Here is a 16,724-nt window from a genome sequence, read left to right as displayed (position 1 = left end):
TTGGTACCACCGGCAAAAAAACAGGTGCGCAGTGTAGCATAACTGCTCCGGCGTACGTACTCGCGCCGGAGCAGTGGATACATTAACGTGGCAGGGCGGTTCCCCATTCACGCCACTCTTTTGGTTCGCTTTCCAGCAACAGGAAGTGTTTACCGGCCTGTGCTTTCGGAGCCAGCGGTGTACCTGGTGGAGTCGCGAAGGCGATGCCGCCGCGGATGAACTGATTGAAGGTACCGGTCTTCACGACACCGCCGGTCAGGCCGAAGTCGAGATTGTAGCCGGATGCCAGCCAGAACACGGAGTTGTTGCGTACCAGATGCTGATAGCGTTGGCTAATGCGCATGGCAACCATCACACGATCGGAAAGCGAGCCCAGCGTCAGCCCGGTGACGGTCCCCACTTCAATACCTCTGAACAACACCGGGGTTCCGATATTCAGCGAACCTGCTTCTGGTGCTTCAACCACAATACTCAGACCATCGAGGTAACGAGAGTCGGTAATGGTGGCTTCCTGCAGCTCAAAATCACGGCGCGGATTACCGCGTCCTGGTTCAACGTTGATATACGGCTGCAGGATTGTATCCAGATGCTCCACGCCCGCCGCCGAAATTTGCGGGGTGATTACGGAGAAACGGGTACCGCTTCGCGCAAAGGTTTGTACGTATTCCGGGTACAGAACCGCTTTTGCCTGAACTTCGTTACGGGCGGTGATCAGCTCAAGCGTCTGGATCTGTCCGATATCGATTCCCAGGTAGCGAATTGGCATGCCAGCAGCGAGTTTACCGGCATCGAACGCATGCAGCGTTATCTGGCCGCCGACCGCACGCGCGGCGGTTTCCGAAGCATACAGAATACGCTTGTCGCCTTTACGTTGACTGGCGCTGGCACCGCTTAAATTATCGAAGCTAATCGCCCCTTTAAGCGCGCGTGAAAGGGGAGATGCCTGTACGGTTAATCCGCTGCCGTTAAGCTGAACTTTTGCTCCGCCTTCGGCCCAGAACACGCTGTTGCTGGTCAACAGGTTGCGATATTCCGGTTTGATATGCAGATCGATATCAAATGCATCGGCGCGAGGACGAACGCTAATCACTTCACCGACCTCGAATTTGCGGTAAAGCACCACCGAGCCGGCCTGCACATCAGGCAGCGTTTCGGCGCTCAGGCTGACCGTGGTGGTTGGCAGATCGCTCAGACTGTTTTCAATCGCTTTCTCCAGGTTAGCGTAAAGCGGGTAGCTTTTTTTCATTTCACCCTTAGTACCGGGCAAAATACGAATGCCGCCGCTGAGCCACTCACTGGCGCTTGCGCCAAGGAACTCCACGCCATCAAGTCCGACTTTGACATCCACGCGGCTGTTCACCACGAACTTACTGTCACCCTGCACCAGGTCACGATGCTGTGGTTCAACAGCAACGGTAAATGAGACGCCTTTGCTGGAAAGCGTACGCTCAATCACCTGACCGACCTGTACGCCGTGAAGAATTAGCGGCTGGCCAGCATCAATACCGTAACTCTCCGGCGCGGTCAGCGTAAACGTCATGACGCCTGGGTCGTGTAACAACGACTTCTCAGCGGGGATAACGACAAACTGGTTACGCGGCTCGCCTTCGCCAGGTACCAGCTCGAAAGTTTTACCTGTCAGCAGCGAACTGAGATTCACATCGCTTAACGATAATTTAGGGCTGTGTAACTCAATGCGTGTGTTGTCACGCAGCAGCGTTACGACGCTGGGATCGACCGTCATTTCGCCGGTGACTTTACCGCCTGGGTTTAAATCCAGTTTTGTGAGCTGACCGACTTCTAATCCTTGATACATCAGCGATGTTGAGCCTGCTTTGAGTCCATCTCCGCTGGGTAAATCAAGCTTGACGATTACTCCACGCTGGCTGTGCGCGAGATCCTGATATAGACCAAACGTGTCGTCTGCCGCAGCAGGTTTTGAGTCTTCGGGTGAATCAAAAGCAATGGCACCGTTGACCAGCGCCGCCAGACTCTCCAGTTTTACCTTCGCACCGCTAAGGCTGACATCCGCATTTACACCGGAGACGTTCCAGAAGCGGCTGCCTTTTTTCACCAGATTGGTGAAGCGACGTTCAATCAATACATCGATGGTTACGCCCTGATGGTTCGGGTTGATGGTGTAGTCATAGACCCTGCCCACCGGAATCTTACGGAAATAAACCAGTGAACCGCTATTAAGCGATCCGAGATCAGGGGCGCGCAGATGCAACATTAAATCGCCATTATCCAGACGATACTTGGGCTGGGTGTCGAGGGCGACGAAATGATCCTCGGCCTCGCCAGTACCGGGCATCATGCCGATATAGTTGCCGCCAACCAACGCATCCAGACCAGAAACCCCAGCCAGCGACGCCTTCGGCGTGACCAGCCAGAACTGGGTATCTTTGCGCAGAGCATCTTTCATGCTCGATTTGATGCTGACGCGGACTTCAATTTTGCGTAGATCTTCGCTGAGGTTGATATCCTGTACCGTGCCCACTTCAACGCCCTGATAGCGAACGGGAGTACGGCCTGGCACAATGCCGTCCGCAGACATAAAGTCAATGGTCACGGTATTGCCGCGATCTTCATAGCTTCCCCAGATAAGCCATCCTGCGATCATCAGCGCGATGAACGGCAGCAGCCAGAACGGGGAGATACGGCGTTTTGTTTTAATCTGCGCTTCAGTCTGCGAAGCGGGCGTTTCCTGACTCATGTGCATCCCAAAGTAAGCGGCTGTCCAGCCATTCCACAGCAAGAATAGTCAATATTACCGCTGCGCCGAAATAAAACGCAGCCGGTCCCATAGTAAAAGCAAGTATCTGATCGCGATTTATCAGCGACATGGTTAACGCGATAACAAAGAGATCGAGCATTGACCAGCGGCCAATCCAGGTCACCATACGCAGTAGTTTTATACGGGTGCGCAACCCTTGTTCACAATTAAAGTGGATGCTGAATAGCAACGTAAACATCACAATCACTTTGGTGAATGGCACTAATATACTGGCGATAAACACGATCGCCGCTACGCCGACATTACTGTTTGCCAAAGAGATTATGCCTGACAGAATTGTGTCTTCCTGTCGGCCGCCGTTGACATAAATTATCGAGATGGGCAGCAGGTTAGCGGGCAAAAGCAGGACAATCGAGGCCAGCAGTGCCGCCCAACACTTTTGGATACTTTGATTTCTGCGCCAGCGCAACGGGATATGGCAGCGAGGGCAGCGACCGCGGGCATCCGGATAACCTGTAAAATGGCAGCCGAGGCAGACGCGGAGCTTTTCATCGGGCCGACGAGCCGGTCTTTGCGGGTAGAAACGGTCCCAAAGCTGCTCAACGTTAAGATGTGACAGCGTCAAAATACTGAGGATCACCAGCGCAATAAAAGCAAACAGCCCCACGCCAGGCTGCAAAAAAGCATAGTCCTGAACCTTGATTGATGCGACGCCGATACCCACCAGGTAAATATCGAGCATCACCCACTCTTTGAGCCTTTCCAGCATCAGCAGCACCGGGCGCAGGTTCATCCCGAGAATATTACCAAACCACAGATAAGCGATTGAGGTCACGAGAATTAGTGGCGCACCAGCGACGCAAAAAAGCACGAAGGAGGCGGTGAGGGGATCACCTTGTCGGGTCATTTGCCAGATGCCTTGCATCACATTGGCATCAATGCGCACACCTAATAAATAGATGTGCAGGAGTGGCTCTCCCCAGGCAAAGGGCATCAGCAGCAACATGGTGAAAGCCATTGCCGCCAGTCGCGTTAACGACCAGTCGCGTCCGTCACGAATTTTTGCCTGGCAGCGTGGGCAAAAGGCACTTTGGTGCGAACGCATTTTAGGCAAGCTAAATATCAGGTCACATTCAGGGCAGCGATGATAATGTGCACGAGGTAGTGCCTCACCGATGGACCTGATGGCTATTTTTTTAGTTGGCGTGATGCGTGGTGTCGTTAAGGCCATGTATCGCGAATCAAATTGTTGAAGTAATGTTATCTTAACTCATGACGGGAATGATCTTGAGCATTAACGCATTTAATGTTTATTTTAGTAGGCTGCAGTTTTAAGTAAGACAACTAAGTGATTATATAATGAACAAAATAGAGCTATACACGGATCTGAACCGTGATTTTCAGGCATTGATGGCAGGTGAAACCAGTTTTCTGGCAACGCTGGCGAATACCAGCGCATTGTTGTACGAGCGTCTTGCAGAAGTGAATTGGGCCGGTTTTTACCTGCTTGAGGACGATACGCTGGTGCTTGGTCCCTTCCAGGGCAAAATTGCCTGCGTGCGGATCCCGGTAGGGCGCGGTGTGTGCGGTACCGCAGTGGCGCAGAACCAGGTTCAGCGTATTGAGGACGTACATGCTTTTGATGGGCACATCGCCTGTGATGCCGCCAGCAACGCTGAAATCGTCCTGCCGATCGCGGTCGACAATCAGATAATCGGCGTGCTGGATATTGATAGCACGGCATTTGGCCGCTTTACTGAAGAAGATGAACAAGGTCTGCGTACGCTTGTGGCACAGCTTGAAACCGTGCTTGCAACGACGGATTACAAAAAATTCTTTGCGCGCGTCGCAGGATAATCAACGGATAACGTAGCAATTACTGATGACGTCATTATAATGTCGCCTGTTCATGCCTGCGCTTGTTGGCTACGTCCGTTGTAATCAGGAAATTTCATGGAAAATCAACCTAAGTTGAATAGCAGTAAAGAAGTCATCGCGTTTCTGGCCGAACGCTTCCCGCAGTGTTTTAGTGCGGAAGGCGAAGCGCGCCCACTGAAAATTGGCATTTTTCAGGATCTGGTAGAGCGTGTTGAGGGTGAAATGAACCTCAGCAAGACGCAGCTCCGTTCTGCCTTACGTCTCTATACTTCAAGCTGGCGCTATCTGTATGGCGTTAAATTGGGCGCAACGCGTGTTGATCTCGACGGCAACCCTTGTGGTGAGCTGGATGAACAACATGTTGAACATGCTCGCAAACAGCTGGAAGAAGCTAAAGCCCGTGTTCAGGCGCAACGCGCAGAGCAACAGGCGAAAAAACGCGAAGCGGCCGCTGCCGCCGGTGAAAAAGAAGACGCCCCGCGTCGCGAGCGTAAGCCGCGTCCTGCACCGCGTCGTAAAGAAGGTGCTGAGCGTAAACCTCGCGCTGAAAAACCAGCAGCAAAAGCACCGCGTGCTCCTCGCGAAGAACAGCATACCCCGGTATCTGATATTTCAGTACTGACGGTAGGGCAGTCTCTGAAGGTGAAAGCAGGAAATAATGCGATGGATGCCACCGTATTAGAAATCACCAAAGATGGCGTCCGTGTACAGCTGAATTCGGGTATGTCTTTGATTGTACGCGCAGAACACCTGGTGTTCTGAAACGGAGGCCAGGCCTGGCATGAACACTTTTTTTAGGCTTACTGCGTTAGCTGGTCTGCTTGCATTAGCAGGCCAGGCACTTGCTGTGGAAGACATCACGCGTGCCGATCAAATCCCCGTTTTAAAGGAAGAAACCCAGCATGCGACGGTAAGCGAACGTGTGACGTCGCGTTTTACGCGATCACACTATCGCCAGTTCGATCTGGATCAGGCGTTTTCGGCAAAAATTTTTGACCGCTATTTGAATTTGCTCGACTACAGCCACAACGTGCTGCTGGCGAGCGATATCGAACAGTATGCAAAAAAGAAAACGGTCCTCGGCGATGAACTGCGCACCGGCAAGCTGGATGTCTTTTACGATCTCTATAATCTGGCGCAAAAACGCCGATTTGAACGTTATCAGTACGCATTAAGCGTACTGGCACGTCCAATGGATTTCACCGGTAACGATACCTTTAACCTCGACCGAAGCAAAGCGCCGTGGCCGAAGAGCGAAGCAGAGCTTAATGCGCTGTGGGACGGCAAGGTTAAATTTGACGAACTCAGCCTGAAGCTGACCGGTAAAACCGATGCGGAAATCCGCGAAACGCTGACGCGCCGCTACAAATTTGCGATTCGCCGTCTGGCGCAGACCAACAGCGAAGATGTGTTCTCACTGGCGATGACAGCGTTCGCCCGTGAAATCGACCCGCATACTAACTATCTCTCTCCGCGCAATACCGAGCAGTTCAATACTGAAATGAGCTTGTCTTTGGAAGGTATTGGCGCGGTTCTGCAGATGGATGATGACTACACCGTCATTAACTCCATGGTGGCAGGTGGTCCGGCAGCCAAGAGCAAAGCGATCAGCGTTGGCGATCGTATTGTCGGCGTCGGGCAGACGGGCAAGGGCATGGTCGATGTGATTGGCTGGCGTCTGGATGATGTCGTAGCACTGATCAAAGGACCTAAAGGCAGCAAGGTGCGCCTTGAAATTCTGCCTGCCGGTAAAGGTACCAAGACGCGCACCGTGACGCTAACGCGTGAACGTATCCGTCTCGAAGACCGAGCCGTTAAAATGTCCGTGAAAACCGTTGGCAAAGAAAAAGTCGGCGTACTGGATATTCCTGGTTTCTATGTTGGCCTGACTGATGATGTCAAAGTCCAGTTGCAGAAACTGGAAAAACAGAACGTCAGCAGCATCATCATCGATCTGCGTACCAACGGCGGTGGAGCACTGACTGAAGCGGTTTCGCTTTCCGGTCTGTTCATTCCATCCGGCCCGGTGGTTCAGGTTCGTGACAATAACGGTAAAGTGCGTGAAGACAGCGATACCGACGGCGTTGTGTACTACAAAGGCCCGCTGGTGGTATTGGTCGATCGCTTCAGCGCCTCAGCATCAGAGATTTTCGCTGCGGCAATGCAGGATTATGGCCGAGCGCTGATCGTTGGTGAACCAACCTTCGGTAAAGGCACCGTTCAGCAGTATCGCTCCCTGAACCGTATTTACGATCAAATGCTGCGTCCGGAATGGCCAGCGCTGGGTTCTGTTCAGTACACGATCCAGAAATTCTACCGCGTAAACGGTGGCAGCACGCAGCGTAAGGGTGTTACGCCAGATATCATCATGCCGACAGGTAATGAAGAAACTGAAACCGGCGAGAAGTTTGAAGATAACGCGCTGCCGTGGGACAGCATTGATGCGGCGACCTACACCAAGTCAGATAATCTGACGCCGTTCGGACCTGAATTGCTGAAAGAGCACAATGCACGTATTGCGAACGATCCTGAGTTCCAGTACATCATGAAGGACATTGCGCGTTTCAATGCGATGAAGGATAAGCGCAACATCGCTTCTCTGAATTACGCTCAGCGTGAAAAAGAGAATAACGAAGATGACGCAATGCGTCTGGCGCGTATTAACGATCGGTTCAAGCGAGAAGGCAAACCGTTGCTGAAGAAACTGGACGATCTGCCGAAGGATTACCAGGAGCCGGATCCGTATCTGGATGAAACGGTAAAAATCGCGCTCGACCTGGCGCATCTTGAAAAAGAAAAGCCAGCGGAACAGCCCGCGAACAGTCAATAACCTCAAACAGGCACAAGAAATTGTGCCTGTTTTTTTAACAAGCGCATGAAGACGTCAGTCTGATACGATAAAATGTAAAGTTGTGTCTTTCTGGTGACTTAGCACCCATGGATGCTTGAAAATAGCCATAAGACCCATACGATATGGGTAATCGCATAGTGCGTTTTGTTAAATTGAGGTTAAAAGAAAATTATGATGCGAATCGCGCTCTTCCTGCTGACGAACCTGGCTGTGATGGTCGTTTTCGGGCTGGTATTGAGCCTGACAGGGATTCAGTCAAGCAGCGTTCAAGGCTTGTTGATCATGGCACTGCTGTTTGGTTTTGGTGGTTCCTTCATTTCGCTGCTGATGTCCAAATGGATGGCGTTAAAGTCCGTTGGCGGGGAAGTGATCGAACAGCCTCGCAATGAAAGAGAACGCTGGCTGATGAATACAGTCGCGAACCAGGCCCGCCAGGCCGGGATCGCTATGCCGCAGGTTGCAATCTACCATGCGCCAGATATTAACGCGTTTGCTACCGGTGCACGCCGGGATGCTTCGCTGGTGGCTGTAAGTACTGGCCTGTTGCAAAACATGAGTCCGGATGAAGCCGAAGCGGTTATCGCGCATGAGATCAGCCACATTGCTAATGGCGATATGGTTACCATGACGTTAATTCAGGGTGTGGTGAACACTTTCGTTATCTTTATCTCACGTATTCTGGCGCAGATTGCCGCTGGGTTTATGGGCGGCAACCGCGATGAGGGAGAGGGTAGCAACGGTAACCCATTAATCTACTTTGCGGTAGCGACGGTACTGGAGCTGGTATTTGGTATTCTGGCGAGCATTATTACGATGTGGTTCTCACGTCATCGTGAATTCCATGCGGATGCAGGCTCAGCGAAACTGGTGGGTCGTGAAAAAATGATCGCCGCGCTACAGCGCCTGAAAACCAGCTATGAGCCGCAGGAAGCGACCAGCATGATGGCGTTCTGCATCAACGGTAAATCCAAATCGTTGAGTGAGCTGTTTATGACTCACCCGCCGTTGGACAAACGTATTGAAGCGCTGCGCAGCGGTGAATACCTGAAATAATTGGCAGCAGACTTAAAATAAAAAGCGCGTCGACAGACACGCTTTTTTTTATGCCTGAACTCGCGGTTGTGTGATACGTAAGCCACTCACGATTGCGGCTAGCGAAGCCAGAATACCCGCTGTTATCAGCGAAACGTGTGTTCCGCTGTCGCCAAACTGATTTAGCATCAGCGCAACCAGTGCGGCCCCGGTACTCTGGCCCAGTAAACGCGCCGTTCCAAGCATACCGCTCGCGCCTCCGCTACGATCACGCGGTGCGGAGGTGATGATGGTGTGATTATTCGGTGACTGGAACAAGCCAAAACCCGCACCGCACAAAATCATTGGCCAGATGATATTAAAATCAGAAGGTGATGCGGGCAGCAACACCAGAGAAAACAGCCCACACGCCATTACTGCCATGCCCAGCGCGCCCAGCAGACCCGCATGAACACGTTCAATCAAATATCCCGCCAGTGGGGCCATCACCATGGTTGCCAGCGGCCACGGCGTCAGCAGCAGGCCCGTTTCAACCTCGCTGCGCCCGAGAACCGTTTGCATGAAAAAGGGCAGGGAAACCATTGCCAGCATTTGCGCGCTGAATGAACAGATTGAGGTACAAATAGAGAGTGAAAACAGCGGAATGCGTAGCAGATCAACCGGTAATAACGGCACTGGCAATGCGAGTTGGCGGCGGATAAAGAAAAACCCTACCACAAGAAGACCCACAAGTTCAGCACCAATCAGTTTTAGCGACTGTCCCTGTGCAAATCCGCTGAGTGCCGTGATTAACAAACCGAATGTTAAGGCGTTCATCACTGCGCTGGGCAGATCGAAGCGCGGTTTATTGCCACGTGATGAATTGGGTGGCAAAAAACGCATAGCCAGTAGCAGGGCGATGATCCCCAGTGGAACGTTAATCAGGAATAGCCATTTCCACGAGGCAATAGAAAGAATAGCCGCCGCAATAGTCGGACCCGCTGCCGAGGATACAGCCACGATAAAGGAGTTAATACCCATTCCGCGGCCAAGCTGGCGCTGAGGATAAATGAGTCGGATCAATGCCGTATTAACGCTCATCAGCGCCGCGCCGCCAAACCCCTGAGCCACGCGCGCTAACGTCAGCATATGCAGCGAGTCTGACAAGGCACATAATAGCGACGCCAACAGAAACACGACCAGACCACACTTATAAATGCGTCGGTAGCCAAACATATCACCTAAAAAAGAGAGCGATAACAGCGAAACAACGATCGCAATTTGGTAGGCGTTCACAATCCAGATTGAGCTGGCGGGTGAGGCCTGAAGATCGGTGGCGATAGTCGGGAGGGCAACGTTCGCTATTGCGCCGTCGAGTACTGCCATAGAGATGCCAATAACAATGGTTAAAATTGCGCCATATCGCTGGGGCAATGGCAGACCATCGGTCTGAGTTTTTTCCATAGGAAGTCAATATTGTCGGAATTTATGATGAGAATAATAATTTTAGCATTGATATTCAGGCGTTAGGTCGCAGATTTGTAACTAAGTAAGCAAAGAGCGATTGCGAGGGCTGATACGTGAAATTATAATAAAAACCGGTTCTGATTTTTATAAAACACTCGAAAGGGGTGATAAATGGCAATCGCAGATCTGGATAAACAACCCGATTCTGTATCTTCCGTGCTGAAGGTTTTTGGCATCCTGCAGGCGCTGGGTGAAGAGCGCGAAATTGGTATTACCGAGTTGTCGCAACGCGTCATGATGTCGAAAAGCACCGTTTATCGCTTTTTGCAGACCATGAAAACGCTGGGCTATGTGGCACAAGAAGGGGAGTCTGAGAAATACTCACTGACCCTGAAACTATTCGAGCTGGGTGCTCGCGCGTTACAAAACGTCGATCTTATCCGTAGCGCTGATATTCAGATGCGCGAACTTTCGCGCCTGACCAAAGAGACAGTACACCTTGGCGCATTGGATGAAGACAGCATCGTCTACATTCATAAAATCGACTCCATGTACAATCTGCGCATGTATTCTCGCGTAGGTCGCCGTAATCCACTGTACAGCACGGCTATCGGTAAAGTTCTGCTGGCATGGCGTGACCGCGATGAAGTGAAGCAAATTCTGGATGGTATTGAGTACAAACGCAGTACCGACCGTACTATTACCAATACTGATGAATTGCTGGTACTGCTGGATAAAGTCCGTGAGCAGGGCTACGGTGAAGACAACGAAGAACAGGAAGAAGGTCTGCGCTGCATCGGTGTGCCGGTGTTTGACCGTTTCGGTGTGGTGATTGCAGGCTTGAGTATTTCATTCCCGACGCTGCGTTTCTCAGAGGAACGTTTGCACGAGTATGTGGCGATGCTGCATACGGCTGCGCGTAAAATATCAGAACAAATGGGTTATAACGATTATCCGTTCTAATCTGGCGTAATAGCGTCAACTTAAAAACCCCAGATATTTTTGTATCTGGGGTTTTTTATGAACAGTCATAACGTTAGTTGGTGCAAATAACGTAGCGTATGTATTGTTGCTATATTAACCGTTATCAATAATGACCGTACTTTTTCTTAACAAAGGGCAATCCGACAGGCCAATGATACCGCTGTTTGTGTGGACGTATTGTGCGGTGCTGGTTCCGCGGGCGGTCAGATATTGGCATTGCAAGCCCAGACCCGCTGCATTCTCCTTACTTCCAATCAAAATTCCGTAGCCGCTCAGTAATAAACCGATCCAAACCAGAGCTAACAACACAATAGCGCGGATTATCAGACGCATTACAACCTCTTATCTTTTCTCGTTATTATTAGATTAGCCTGTACATGGGATGAAACAAGTGAATCATTCCTAAAAAGATTGAATGCCGATACAGTTAACGCTGGGTTTAGGTAACGCATGATAATTTATAGACATAAGATGTAGATTCGAAGAGTGGAGCTGGAGTGAAAAAAATTCGCTGGGTAGTGCTGATAGTTGTCGTGCTGGTATGCATACTGATGTGGGCGCAAGTGTTCAACATCATGTGCGATCAGGATGTACAATTTTTCAGCGGTATTTGTGCCATCAATAAATTTATTCCCTGGTAAGCGCATTTTTGCCACAGTTGATTACCTTCTTGTGCGGCAGTGGTAAACTACGCTGTCTACATTGAGGTGGTGAAATGAACGAAGTTTTGAATTCTGGCGCGTTGAGTTTGGCGTCTTTGGCTGTATCGGTGGTGATTCTGGTTGTCGGGCTTGTACTGTGGTTTTTCGTCAATCGGGCAAGTTCGCGTACTAATGAGCAGATTGAGCTGCTTGAAGCATTGTTAGATCAGCAAAAAAGACAGAACGCATTGCTCCGTCGCCTTTGCGAAGCTAACGAACCTGAAAAAGCAGCAGAGCCTGCTGCGGTCACAGCGAAGGATGAAGATGATGACATCATCCGCCTGGTAGCTGAGCGGTAAAAACGGTATGACAGGGTGAGGATCTGTTGCTTTTGTTCTCAGATGTTTCATCCTGTCACCAACGTGCCAGATTATTTTCTTCTGTATATGTCGTGTAATTAGCACTCTGATACGCGTGTAAACTCAGTATTTTCAGATGCTCCAACCAATTAATATCTTATCCCCAGTCTGATATAAATATAATTTCCCATACGATAAAAATATGATTATGTCATTTTTGTGATAGCGATCGTTTTATTAACAGCGAAACGTTTCTCTTACTTTTTTTGTGCATTGTCATCATTCTTTCATTATTTTGGTGCAAAAGCAGAAGGCGGATCTCATTTTTACGCTTGTGACATTTTATGCATTACTAAGCATAAAAAATGATATCCGGCACACCCTGTAACAGCTAATCTGGAACAACCGAAGCTATTGAGCTATGGTAGAAATGTCCCGGCTATGGTGCAAGCCAGGCGGGGGATGGGGCGAGCGGCGGGAATGTAACACTACTCGGTGTGGCGCATAACTGTGCAGTTGCTGTTTGATGAACGACGGGATTTGTGCGACCGATCGAGACACGTTTAAAAATGGCTTGCCATTATTAACGTTGTATGTGATAACACGTTTTGGGTTAAACGAGGTACAGTTCTGTTTATGTGTGGCATTTTCAGTAAAGAAGTCCTGAGTAAACACGTTGACGTTGAATACCGCTTCTCTGCCGAACCTTATATTAGTGCCTCAAGCAGTAATGTCTCAGTTTTATCTATGTTATGCCTGCGGGCGAAGAAAATACTCTAAGGAATTTTGCAAATGGCAAAGATTAAAGGTCAAGTTAAGTGGTTCAACGAGTCTAAAGGTTTTGGTTTCATTACTCCGGCTGATGGCAGCAAAGACGTGTTCGTACACTTCTCCGCTATCCAGGGTAACGGCTTCAAAACTCTGGCTGAAGGCCAGAACGTTGAGTTCGAAATTCAGGACGGCCAGAAAGGTCCGGCTGCTGTTAACGTAACAGCTATCTGATCGACACCACTGATTTGAAGCGCATATGCGCAACCATCTCAGATATAAAGCCTCGCCTATGCGGGGCTTTTTAATTCAAAATACGTCTAAATATTTCTAAATGCCCTTCCATTAGCGCTTTGTTGCAAAGGCGTGATGTTCGTAGCATAGTTTTCCCCGCTTTCTTACGACATTTCTCGTTAAATCAGACACCTGAAAAACTATCTTGCTGGAGACCAGGTGAAAAAGAAAAACGACGGCGACGCGCGCAATTTTACTCCCGTACGTTTTGCCCTGCTTTGTGTGGCAATATTATTGAGTCTGGGATTGCTGCTGGGTCGGGTTGCGTGGCTGCAAATTGTCACGCCGACGAGTCTGGTGAAACAGGAAGACATGCGTTCGTTACGTGAGGTAACTATTGCCTCGCCGCGCGGGATGATTACCGACAGAGAAGGGCGACCGCTGGCGGTAAGTGTTCCGGTTAACGCCGTATGGGCCGATCCTAAGACCATCATCAGCAAGGGAGGCGTGGGTTACAACGAACGCTGGCAGGCTCTGGCAAGGACTCTGCATTTGTCACTGAGTACGCTGGCGGAACGCGTTAACAGTAATCCTGGCGGACGTTTTATTTATCTGGCACGACAAATTTCCCCTCAGCAGGCTGAGTGGGTCGATGATCTTAATCTCCCGGGCATCAACCTGCGCGAGGAATCCCGCCGGTTCTATCCCGCAGGCCACGTAGCGGCGAATCTCATTGGTTTTACCAACATTGATGGACAAGGCATTGAAGGGCTGGAAAAGAGCTTTAATAACCAACTGATGGGTAAACCTGGCTCCCGTCTGGTACGTAAAGACAAATTTGGCCATGTCATCGAAAATATCACCGAAGTTACGCCTGTACCTGCACACGAATTACAGCTCAGCATCGACGAGCGTCTGCAGACAGTCACCGAAGATGCGTTGGACAATGCCGTTACGTGGAATAAAGCAGAATCAGGAGCCGCAGTGCTGGTCAACATTGCTACCGGTGAAATACTGTCCATGGCGAGCTTTCCTGACTTCAACCCCAATAATCGTGATGGCGCGGTACTGGATGATTTTCGTAACCGTGCAATTAGCGATACGTTTGAACCCGGTTCAACCGTTAAACCGCTGGTGATTATGACTGCACTCCAGCAGGGGATAGTACAACCCGACAGCGTGATTGATACCCATCCTTTTTACCTTGATGGACATCGCATTCGCGACGTCGGATTTTACCCGGAACTGTCGCTGACCGGGATTTTACAGAAATCGAGCGATACCGGCGTGTCGCACCTTTCATTGGCTATGCCTGTCCAAAAATTGCTGGATACCTATAAAAGCTTTGGTTTTGGCGATCCAACCGGACTGGGATTAACCGGTGAAAGCAGCGGTTTGATGCCTCAGCGCCGCTACTGGAGCGATTTGGATCGCGCGACCTTTGCATTTGGTTATGGGTTAATGGTAACGCCGCTGCAGTTGGCGCACGTATATGCAACCATTGGTAGTTTTGGTATCTATCGGCCCCTTTCGATTACCCGTATTGACCCGCCGGTAATCGGTACCAGAGTGATGCCGGAGGCGCTGGTTCACCAGGTTGAACATATGATGGAAAGCGTTGCGTTACCCGGTGGTGGGGGAACTAAAGCCGCGGTCAGGGATTATCGCGTGGCGGTTAAAACAGGAACGGCAAAGAAAATTGGTGATGACGGTAAGTATGTCGATAAATACGTGGCCTACACGGCAGGCGTTGCACCAGCGAGCGACCCGAAATTTGCACTGGTGGTCGTCATCAATAATCCGCAAAACGGTGCTTATTATGGTGGGGCTGTCTCTGCGCCTGTCTTCAGCCAGATAATGGGTGATGTCCTGCGTCTGGAGAACGTTAAACCGGATGGTATGCCTGCTGACTCCGATCATCTGCTGGTGATGCACGGCAGCAACGTATCCTCGCCGTCGTTGTAAGTTATTTTCCCAGGGCGCAATTCGCGTTACACTTGCGCCCTTAAGTCACCTGCCGGAGTTGTCATGTCGTTTTCCTGTCCTCTTTGCCACCAGCCTCTTACTCAAGCGAATAACAGTTTTGTCTGCCCCGGGCGGCACCAGTTTGACGTGGCGAAAGAAGGGTATGTCAACTTACTGCCGGTTCAGCATAAACGATCGCGCGATCCGGGTGACAGCGCTGAGATGATGCAGGCGCGACGGGCATTTCTTGATGCCGGGCACTATCAACCGTTGCGTGATGCGATTGTGAATGTGCTGAAAGAGAAGTCGACTTCAGAAGATGCAGCGATCCTGGATATTGGCTGTGGGGAAGGGTATTACACCCATGCGTTTGCCGACGCGCTGACGGGTTGTACAACCTTTGGTCTTGACGTCTCCAAAGTGGCAATTAAAGCTGCAGCCAGACGCTATCCGCAGGTGACCTTTTGCGTTGCCTCCAGCCATCGTCTGCCGTTCGCAGATGAGTCAATGGATGCCATCATCAGGATCTACGCGCCCTGTAAAGCGCAAGAGCTGGCACGCGTGGTTAAACCGGGGGGATGGGTTATCACCGCCACGCCGGGACCGCGTCATTTAATGGAACTGAAAGGGCTTATTTATGATGAGGTGCGTTTGCATGCGCCGCACACAGAGCAACTGGACGGTTTTGTTCTGCAACAGAGTATTGCGCTGGGGTATCAGATGCAGCTTCAGGGCAGCGAGGCCGTTGCGTTACTGCAAATGACGCCGTTCGCCTGGCGGGCAAAGCCGGAGGTGTGGGAAACGTTAGCGGAGAAAAAGACGTTTGACTGCCAGACCGACTTTAGTATTCATGTCTGGCAGCGTCTGAATTAACCGTGGAAGTGTGCCCAGAGGATCTGGGCACCGATACCAATCAGCACCACTCCACCCAAAATTTCTGCTCGTTTGCCCAGCATCGGGCCAATGAAACGACCAATCATCATGCCGAGCGTGGACATAATCAATGTGGCGCAGCCGATGGCCAGCGCAGTGGCAATAATATTGACCTGCAGGAAAGCCAGACCTACCCCGACGGCCATTGCGTCGAGACTGGTGGCAATGGCGGTGGTAACCAGCAGCCAGAAACCATGACGGCGCTGCGGTTCTTCATCCTCATCACCGTTATCGCGAAAACCTTCGATTATCATTCGCCCGCCTAAAAAGATCAGCAGAATGAAGGCGATCCAGTGGTTCCACTCCAGCACGAATTTGCTGGCCAACATACCCATGCCCCAACCAATCAGCGGCGTAAGCGTTTCAACTGCGCCGAATATCAGACCTGTGCGCAATGCTTCAGAAAATTTGGGTTTATGCAGGGTGGCACCTTTGCCAATTGATGCAGCGAAAGCATCCATCGACATGCCAAAAGCGAGAAGAACGGTAGCGGTGAGATTCATAACAGCGTCCTGACCGGGGTATCCATAAAACACATCACTGCCCCCAGTAACCATGCATACAGGCCGGAATCACTGTAAATACAGCGCCATTCAGATATGCATTGCAGTTGATGTGCCTATGGTCTCGCCTGACTGAACCTGTAAATTCAGTCCGTACGCGCCACGTTTTTCAACGAGTATGTTGACACGTACATTTCCGGAGTCTGGAAATCGGCTACTCCCCAACGACGGGCGCAACCTTAACATATTTTGAGAATATAAAACAAGAAACGCAGAAATAATATTTGACTTCTAATTGAAAACGATTTTCATTTAGATTTATTTATAAATAAAACGTTAAAATAAATAACATTGTGGACAGTTAAATATAGCCTTGGCTATGTTGGTTTTATA

At 50.4% G+C, this 16,724-nt stretch carries 16 protein-coding genes; 11 read left to right on the top strand and 5 right to left on the bottom strand.

What is annotated here, in order from left to right; all coding sequences use genetic code 11:
* Window positions 1-82: 82 nt before the first annotated feature.
* Both OGY09_RS22130 and yebS read right to left on the bottom strand, forming a co-directional pair.
* Window positions 83-2,716: a PqiB family protein gene (locus OGY09_RS22130; RefSeq protein ID WP_032943766.1), complete on the bottom strand. Its 2,634-nt coding sequence runs from the start codon at window positions 2,714-2,716 to the stop codon at window positions 83-85.
* Window positions 2,685-3,968 carry a membrane integrity lipid transport subunit YebS gene (gene yebS / locus OGY09_RS22125; RefSeq protein WP_032943765.1) on the bottom strand — a complete coding sequence of 428 codons (1,284 nt, stop codon included), beginning with the start codon at window positions 3,966-3,968 and terminating at the stop codon, window positions 2,685-2,687. Before yebS ends, OGY09_RS22130 begins: the two co-directional genes overlap by 32 nt.
* A gap of 128 nt (window positions 3,969-4,096) precedes the next feature.
* Between yebS and msrC the strand changes: the two genes are divergently transcribed.
* From msrC to htpX, 4 genes are all read left to right on the top strand, one after another.
* On the top strand, window positions 4,097-4,594 hold the full coding sequence (gene msrC, locus OGY09_RS22120; RefSeq protein ID WP_003833782.1) for a free L-methionine (R)-S-oxide reductase MsrC: 498 nt from the start codon (window positions 4,097-4,099) through the stop codon (window positions 4,592-4,594).
* A 96-nt stretch (window positions 4,595-4,690) separates the two neighbouring features.
* Window positions 4,691-5,377, top strand: coding sequence for an RNA chaperone ProQ (proQ, locus tag OGY09_RS22115; protein WP_003833781.1), 687 nt, complete (start codon window positions 4,691-4,693; stop codon window positions 5,375-5,377).
* A 19-nt stretch (window positions 5,378-5,396) separates the two neighbouring features.
* The gene (gene prc / locus OGY09_RS22110) at window positions 5,397-7,445 is read left to right on the top strand and encodes a carboxy terminal-processing peptidase (protein ID WP_032943764.1); all 2,049 of its coding nucleotides are present in this window, start codon (window positions 5,397-5,399) and stop codon (window positions 7,443-7,445) included.
* A gap of 192 nt (window positions 7,446-7,637) precedes the next feature.
* Entirely contained in the window at window positions 7,638-8,519 is an 882-nt protein-coding gene (gene htpX, locus OGY09_RS22105; protein ID WP_003034964.1) for a protease HtpX, read from the top strand.
* A 48-nt stretch (window positions 8,520-8,567) separates the two neighbouring features.
* Here the strand turns inward: htpX and OGY09_RS22100 are convergent, their stop codons facing one another.
* On the bottom strand, window positions 8,568-9,941 hold the full coding sequence (locus OGY09_RS22100; protein ID WP_032943763.1) for an MFS transporter: 1,374 nt from the start codon (window positions 9,939-9,941) through the stop codon (window positions 8,568-8,570).
* Window positions 9,942-10,115: 174 nt separating this feature from the next.
* Between OGY09_RS22100 and kdgR the strand changes: the two genes are divergently transcribed.
* Window positions 10,116-10,907, top strand: a complete 792-nt coding sequence (gene kdgR / locus OGY09_RS22095) for a DNA-binding transcriptional regulator KdgR (RefSeq protein ID WP_003833778.1) — start codon at window positions 10,116-10,118, stop codon at window positions 10,905-10,907.
* A gap of 114 nt (window positions 10,908-11,021) precedes the next feature.
* On the opposite strand, the gene OGY09_RS22090 is transcribed toward kdgR, so the two are convergent.
* A complete protein-coding gene (locus tag OGY09_RS22090; RefSeq protein ID WP_003034975.1) occupies window positions 11,022-11,261 on the bottom strand; it encodes a YobH family protein in 240 nt (79 codons plus the stop codon).
* Window positions 11,262-11,425: 164 nt separating this feature from the next.
* Here OGY09_RS22090 and mgrB point away from each other — a divergent pair, with 164 nt between their 5' ends.
* The 6 genes from mgrB to rlmA all read left to right on the top strand — a co-directional run bounded on the left by mgrB (window position 11,426) and on the right by rlmA (window position 15,768).
* Complete coding sequence (gene mgrB, locus OGY09_RS22085; protein ID WP_003034977.1) at window positions 11,426-11,569, top strand: PhoP/PhoQ regulatory lipoprotein MgrB; 144 nt, start codon at window positions 11,426-11,428, stop codon at window positions 11,567-11,569.
* A 74-nt stretch (window positions 11,570-11,643) separates the two neighbouring features.
* Window positions 11,644-11,928: a YebO family protein gene (locus OGY09_RS22080; protein ID WP_003833774.1), complete on the top strand. Its 285-nt coding sequence runs from the start codon at window positions 11,644-11,646 to the stop codon at window positions 11,926-11,928.
* Window positions 11,929-12,564: 636 nt separating this feature from the next.
* Window positions 12,565-12,708 carry a DUF2627 domain-containing protein gene (locus OGY09_RS22075; RefSeq protein ID WP_003034983.1) on the top strand — a complete coding sequence of 48 codons (144 nt, stop codon included), beginning with the start codon at window positions 12,565-12,567 and terminating at the stop codon, window positions 12,706-12,708.
* 12 nt (window positions 12,709-12,720) lie between these two features.
* Window positions 12,721-12,930, top strand: coding sequence for a transcription antiterminator/RNA stability regulator CspE (gene cspE, locus OGY09_RS22070; RefSeq protein ID WP_001062678.1), 210 nt, complete (start codon window positions 12,721-12,723; stop codon window positions 12,928-12,930).
* 219 nt (window positions 12,931-13,149) lie between these two features.
* Window positions 13,150-14,895, top strand: coding sequence for a peptidoglycan DD-transpeptidase FtsI2/PBP3(PARA) (gene ftsI2 / locus OGY09_RS22065; RefSeq protein WP_003833773.1), 1,746 nt, complete (start codon window positions 13,150-13,152; stop codon window positions 14,893-14,895).
* Between the two features lie 63 nt (window positions 14,896-14,958).
* Window positions 14,959-15,768 (top strand): 23S rRNA (guanine(745)-N(1))-methyltransferase, encoded by an 810-nt coding sequence (rlmA, locus tag OGY09_RS22060; RefSeq protein ID WP_008785031.1) that lies wholly within the window; start codon window positions 14,959-14,961, stop codon window positions 15,766-15,768.
* Here the strand turns inward: rlmA and mntP are convergent.
* The gene (gene mntP, locus OGY09_RS22055; RefSeq protein ID WP_020996621.1) at window positions 15,765-16,331 is read right to left on the bottom strand and encodes a manganese efflux pump MntP; all 567 of its coding nucleotides are present in this window, start codon (window positions 16,329-16,331) and stop codon (window positions 15,765-15,767) included. The two genes, rlmA and mntP, sit on opposite strands and share 4 nt — an antisense overlap.
* Between the last annotated feature and the right edge of the window lie 393 nt (window positions 16,332-16,724).

Origin of the sequence: Citrobacter sp. Cpo071 (assembly GCF_030332765.1) — a bacterium.
In the GTDB taxonomy this organism is placed as follows: domain Bacteria; phylum Pseudomonadota; class Gammaproteobacteria; order Enterobacterales; family Enterobacteriaceae; genus Citrobacter; species Citrobacter portucalensis.
Note: the sequence above shows the minus strand (reverse complement) of the source record. Positions and strands in the feature narration are given on the sequence as shown.

Excerpts from the sequence above, each read along its gene's own strand:
- htpX (WP_003034964.1), top strand. The coding sequence starts at position 7,638 with ATGATGCGAATCGCGCTCTTCCTGCTGACGAACCTGGCTGTGATGGTC.
- kdgR (WP_003833778.1), top strand. The coding sequence starts at position 10,116 with ATGGCAATCGCAGATCTGGATAAACAACCCGATTCTGTATCTTCCGTG.
- OGY09_RS22100 (WP_032943763.1), bottom strand. The coding sequence starts at position 9,941 with ATGGAAAAAACTCAGACCGATGGTCTGCCATTGCCCCAGCGATATGGC.
- cspE (WP_001062678.1), top strand. The coding sequence starts at position 12,721 with ATGGCAAAGATTAAAGGTCAAGTTAAGTGGTTCAACGAGTCTAAAGGT.
- msrC (WP_003833782.1), top strand. The coding sequence starts at position 4,097 with ATGAACAAAATAGAGCTATACACGGATCTGAACCGTGATTTTCAGGCA.
- OGY09_RS22080 (WP_003833774.1), top strand. The coding sequence starts at position 11,644 with ATGAACGAAGTTTTGAATTCTGGCGCGTTGAGTTTGGCGTCTTTGGCT.
- prc (WP_032943764.1), top strand. The coding sequence starts at position 5,397 with ATGAACACTTTTTTTAGGCTTACTGCGTTAGCTGGTCTGCTTGCATTA.
- mntP (WP_020996621.1), bottom strand. The coding sequence starts at position 16,331 with ATGAATCTCACCGCTACCGTTCTTCTCGCTTTTGGCATGTCGATGGAT.
- rlmA (WP_008785031.1), top strand. The coding sequence starts at position 14,959 with ATGTCGTTTTCCTGTCCTCTTTGCCACCAGCCTCTTACTCAAGCGAAT.
- OGY09_RS22075 (WP_003034983.1), top strand. The coding sequence starts at position 12,565 with ATGTGTGGCATTTTCAGTAAAGAAGTCCTGAGTAAACACGTTGACGTT.
- OGY09_RS22130 (WP_032943766.1), bottom strand. The coding sequence starts at position 2,716 with ATGAGTCAGGAAACGCCCGCTTCGCAGACTGAAGCGCAGATTAAAACA.
- OGY09_RS22090 (WP_003034975.1), bottom strand. The coding sequence starts at position 11,261 with ATGCGTCTGATAATCCGCGCTATTGTGTTGTTAGCTCTGGTTTGGATC.
- yebS (WP_032943765.1), bottom strand. The coding sequence starts at position 3,968 with ATGGCCTTAACGACACCACGCATCACGCCAACTAAAAAAATAGCCATC.
- proQ (WP_003833781.1), top strand. The coding sequence starts at position 4,691 with ATGGAAAATCAACCTAAGTTGAATAGCAGTAAAGAAGTCATCGCGTTT.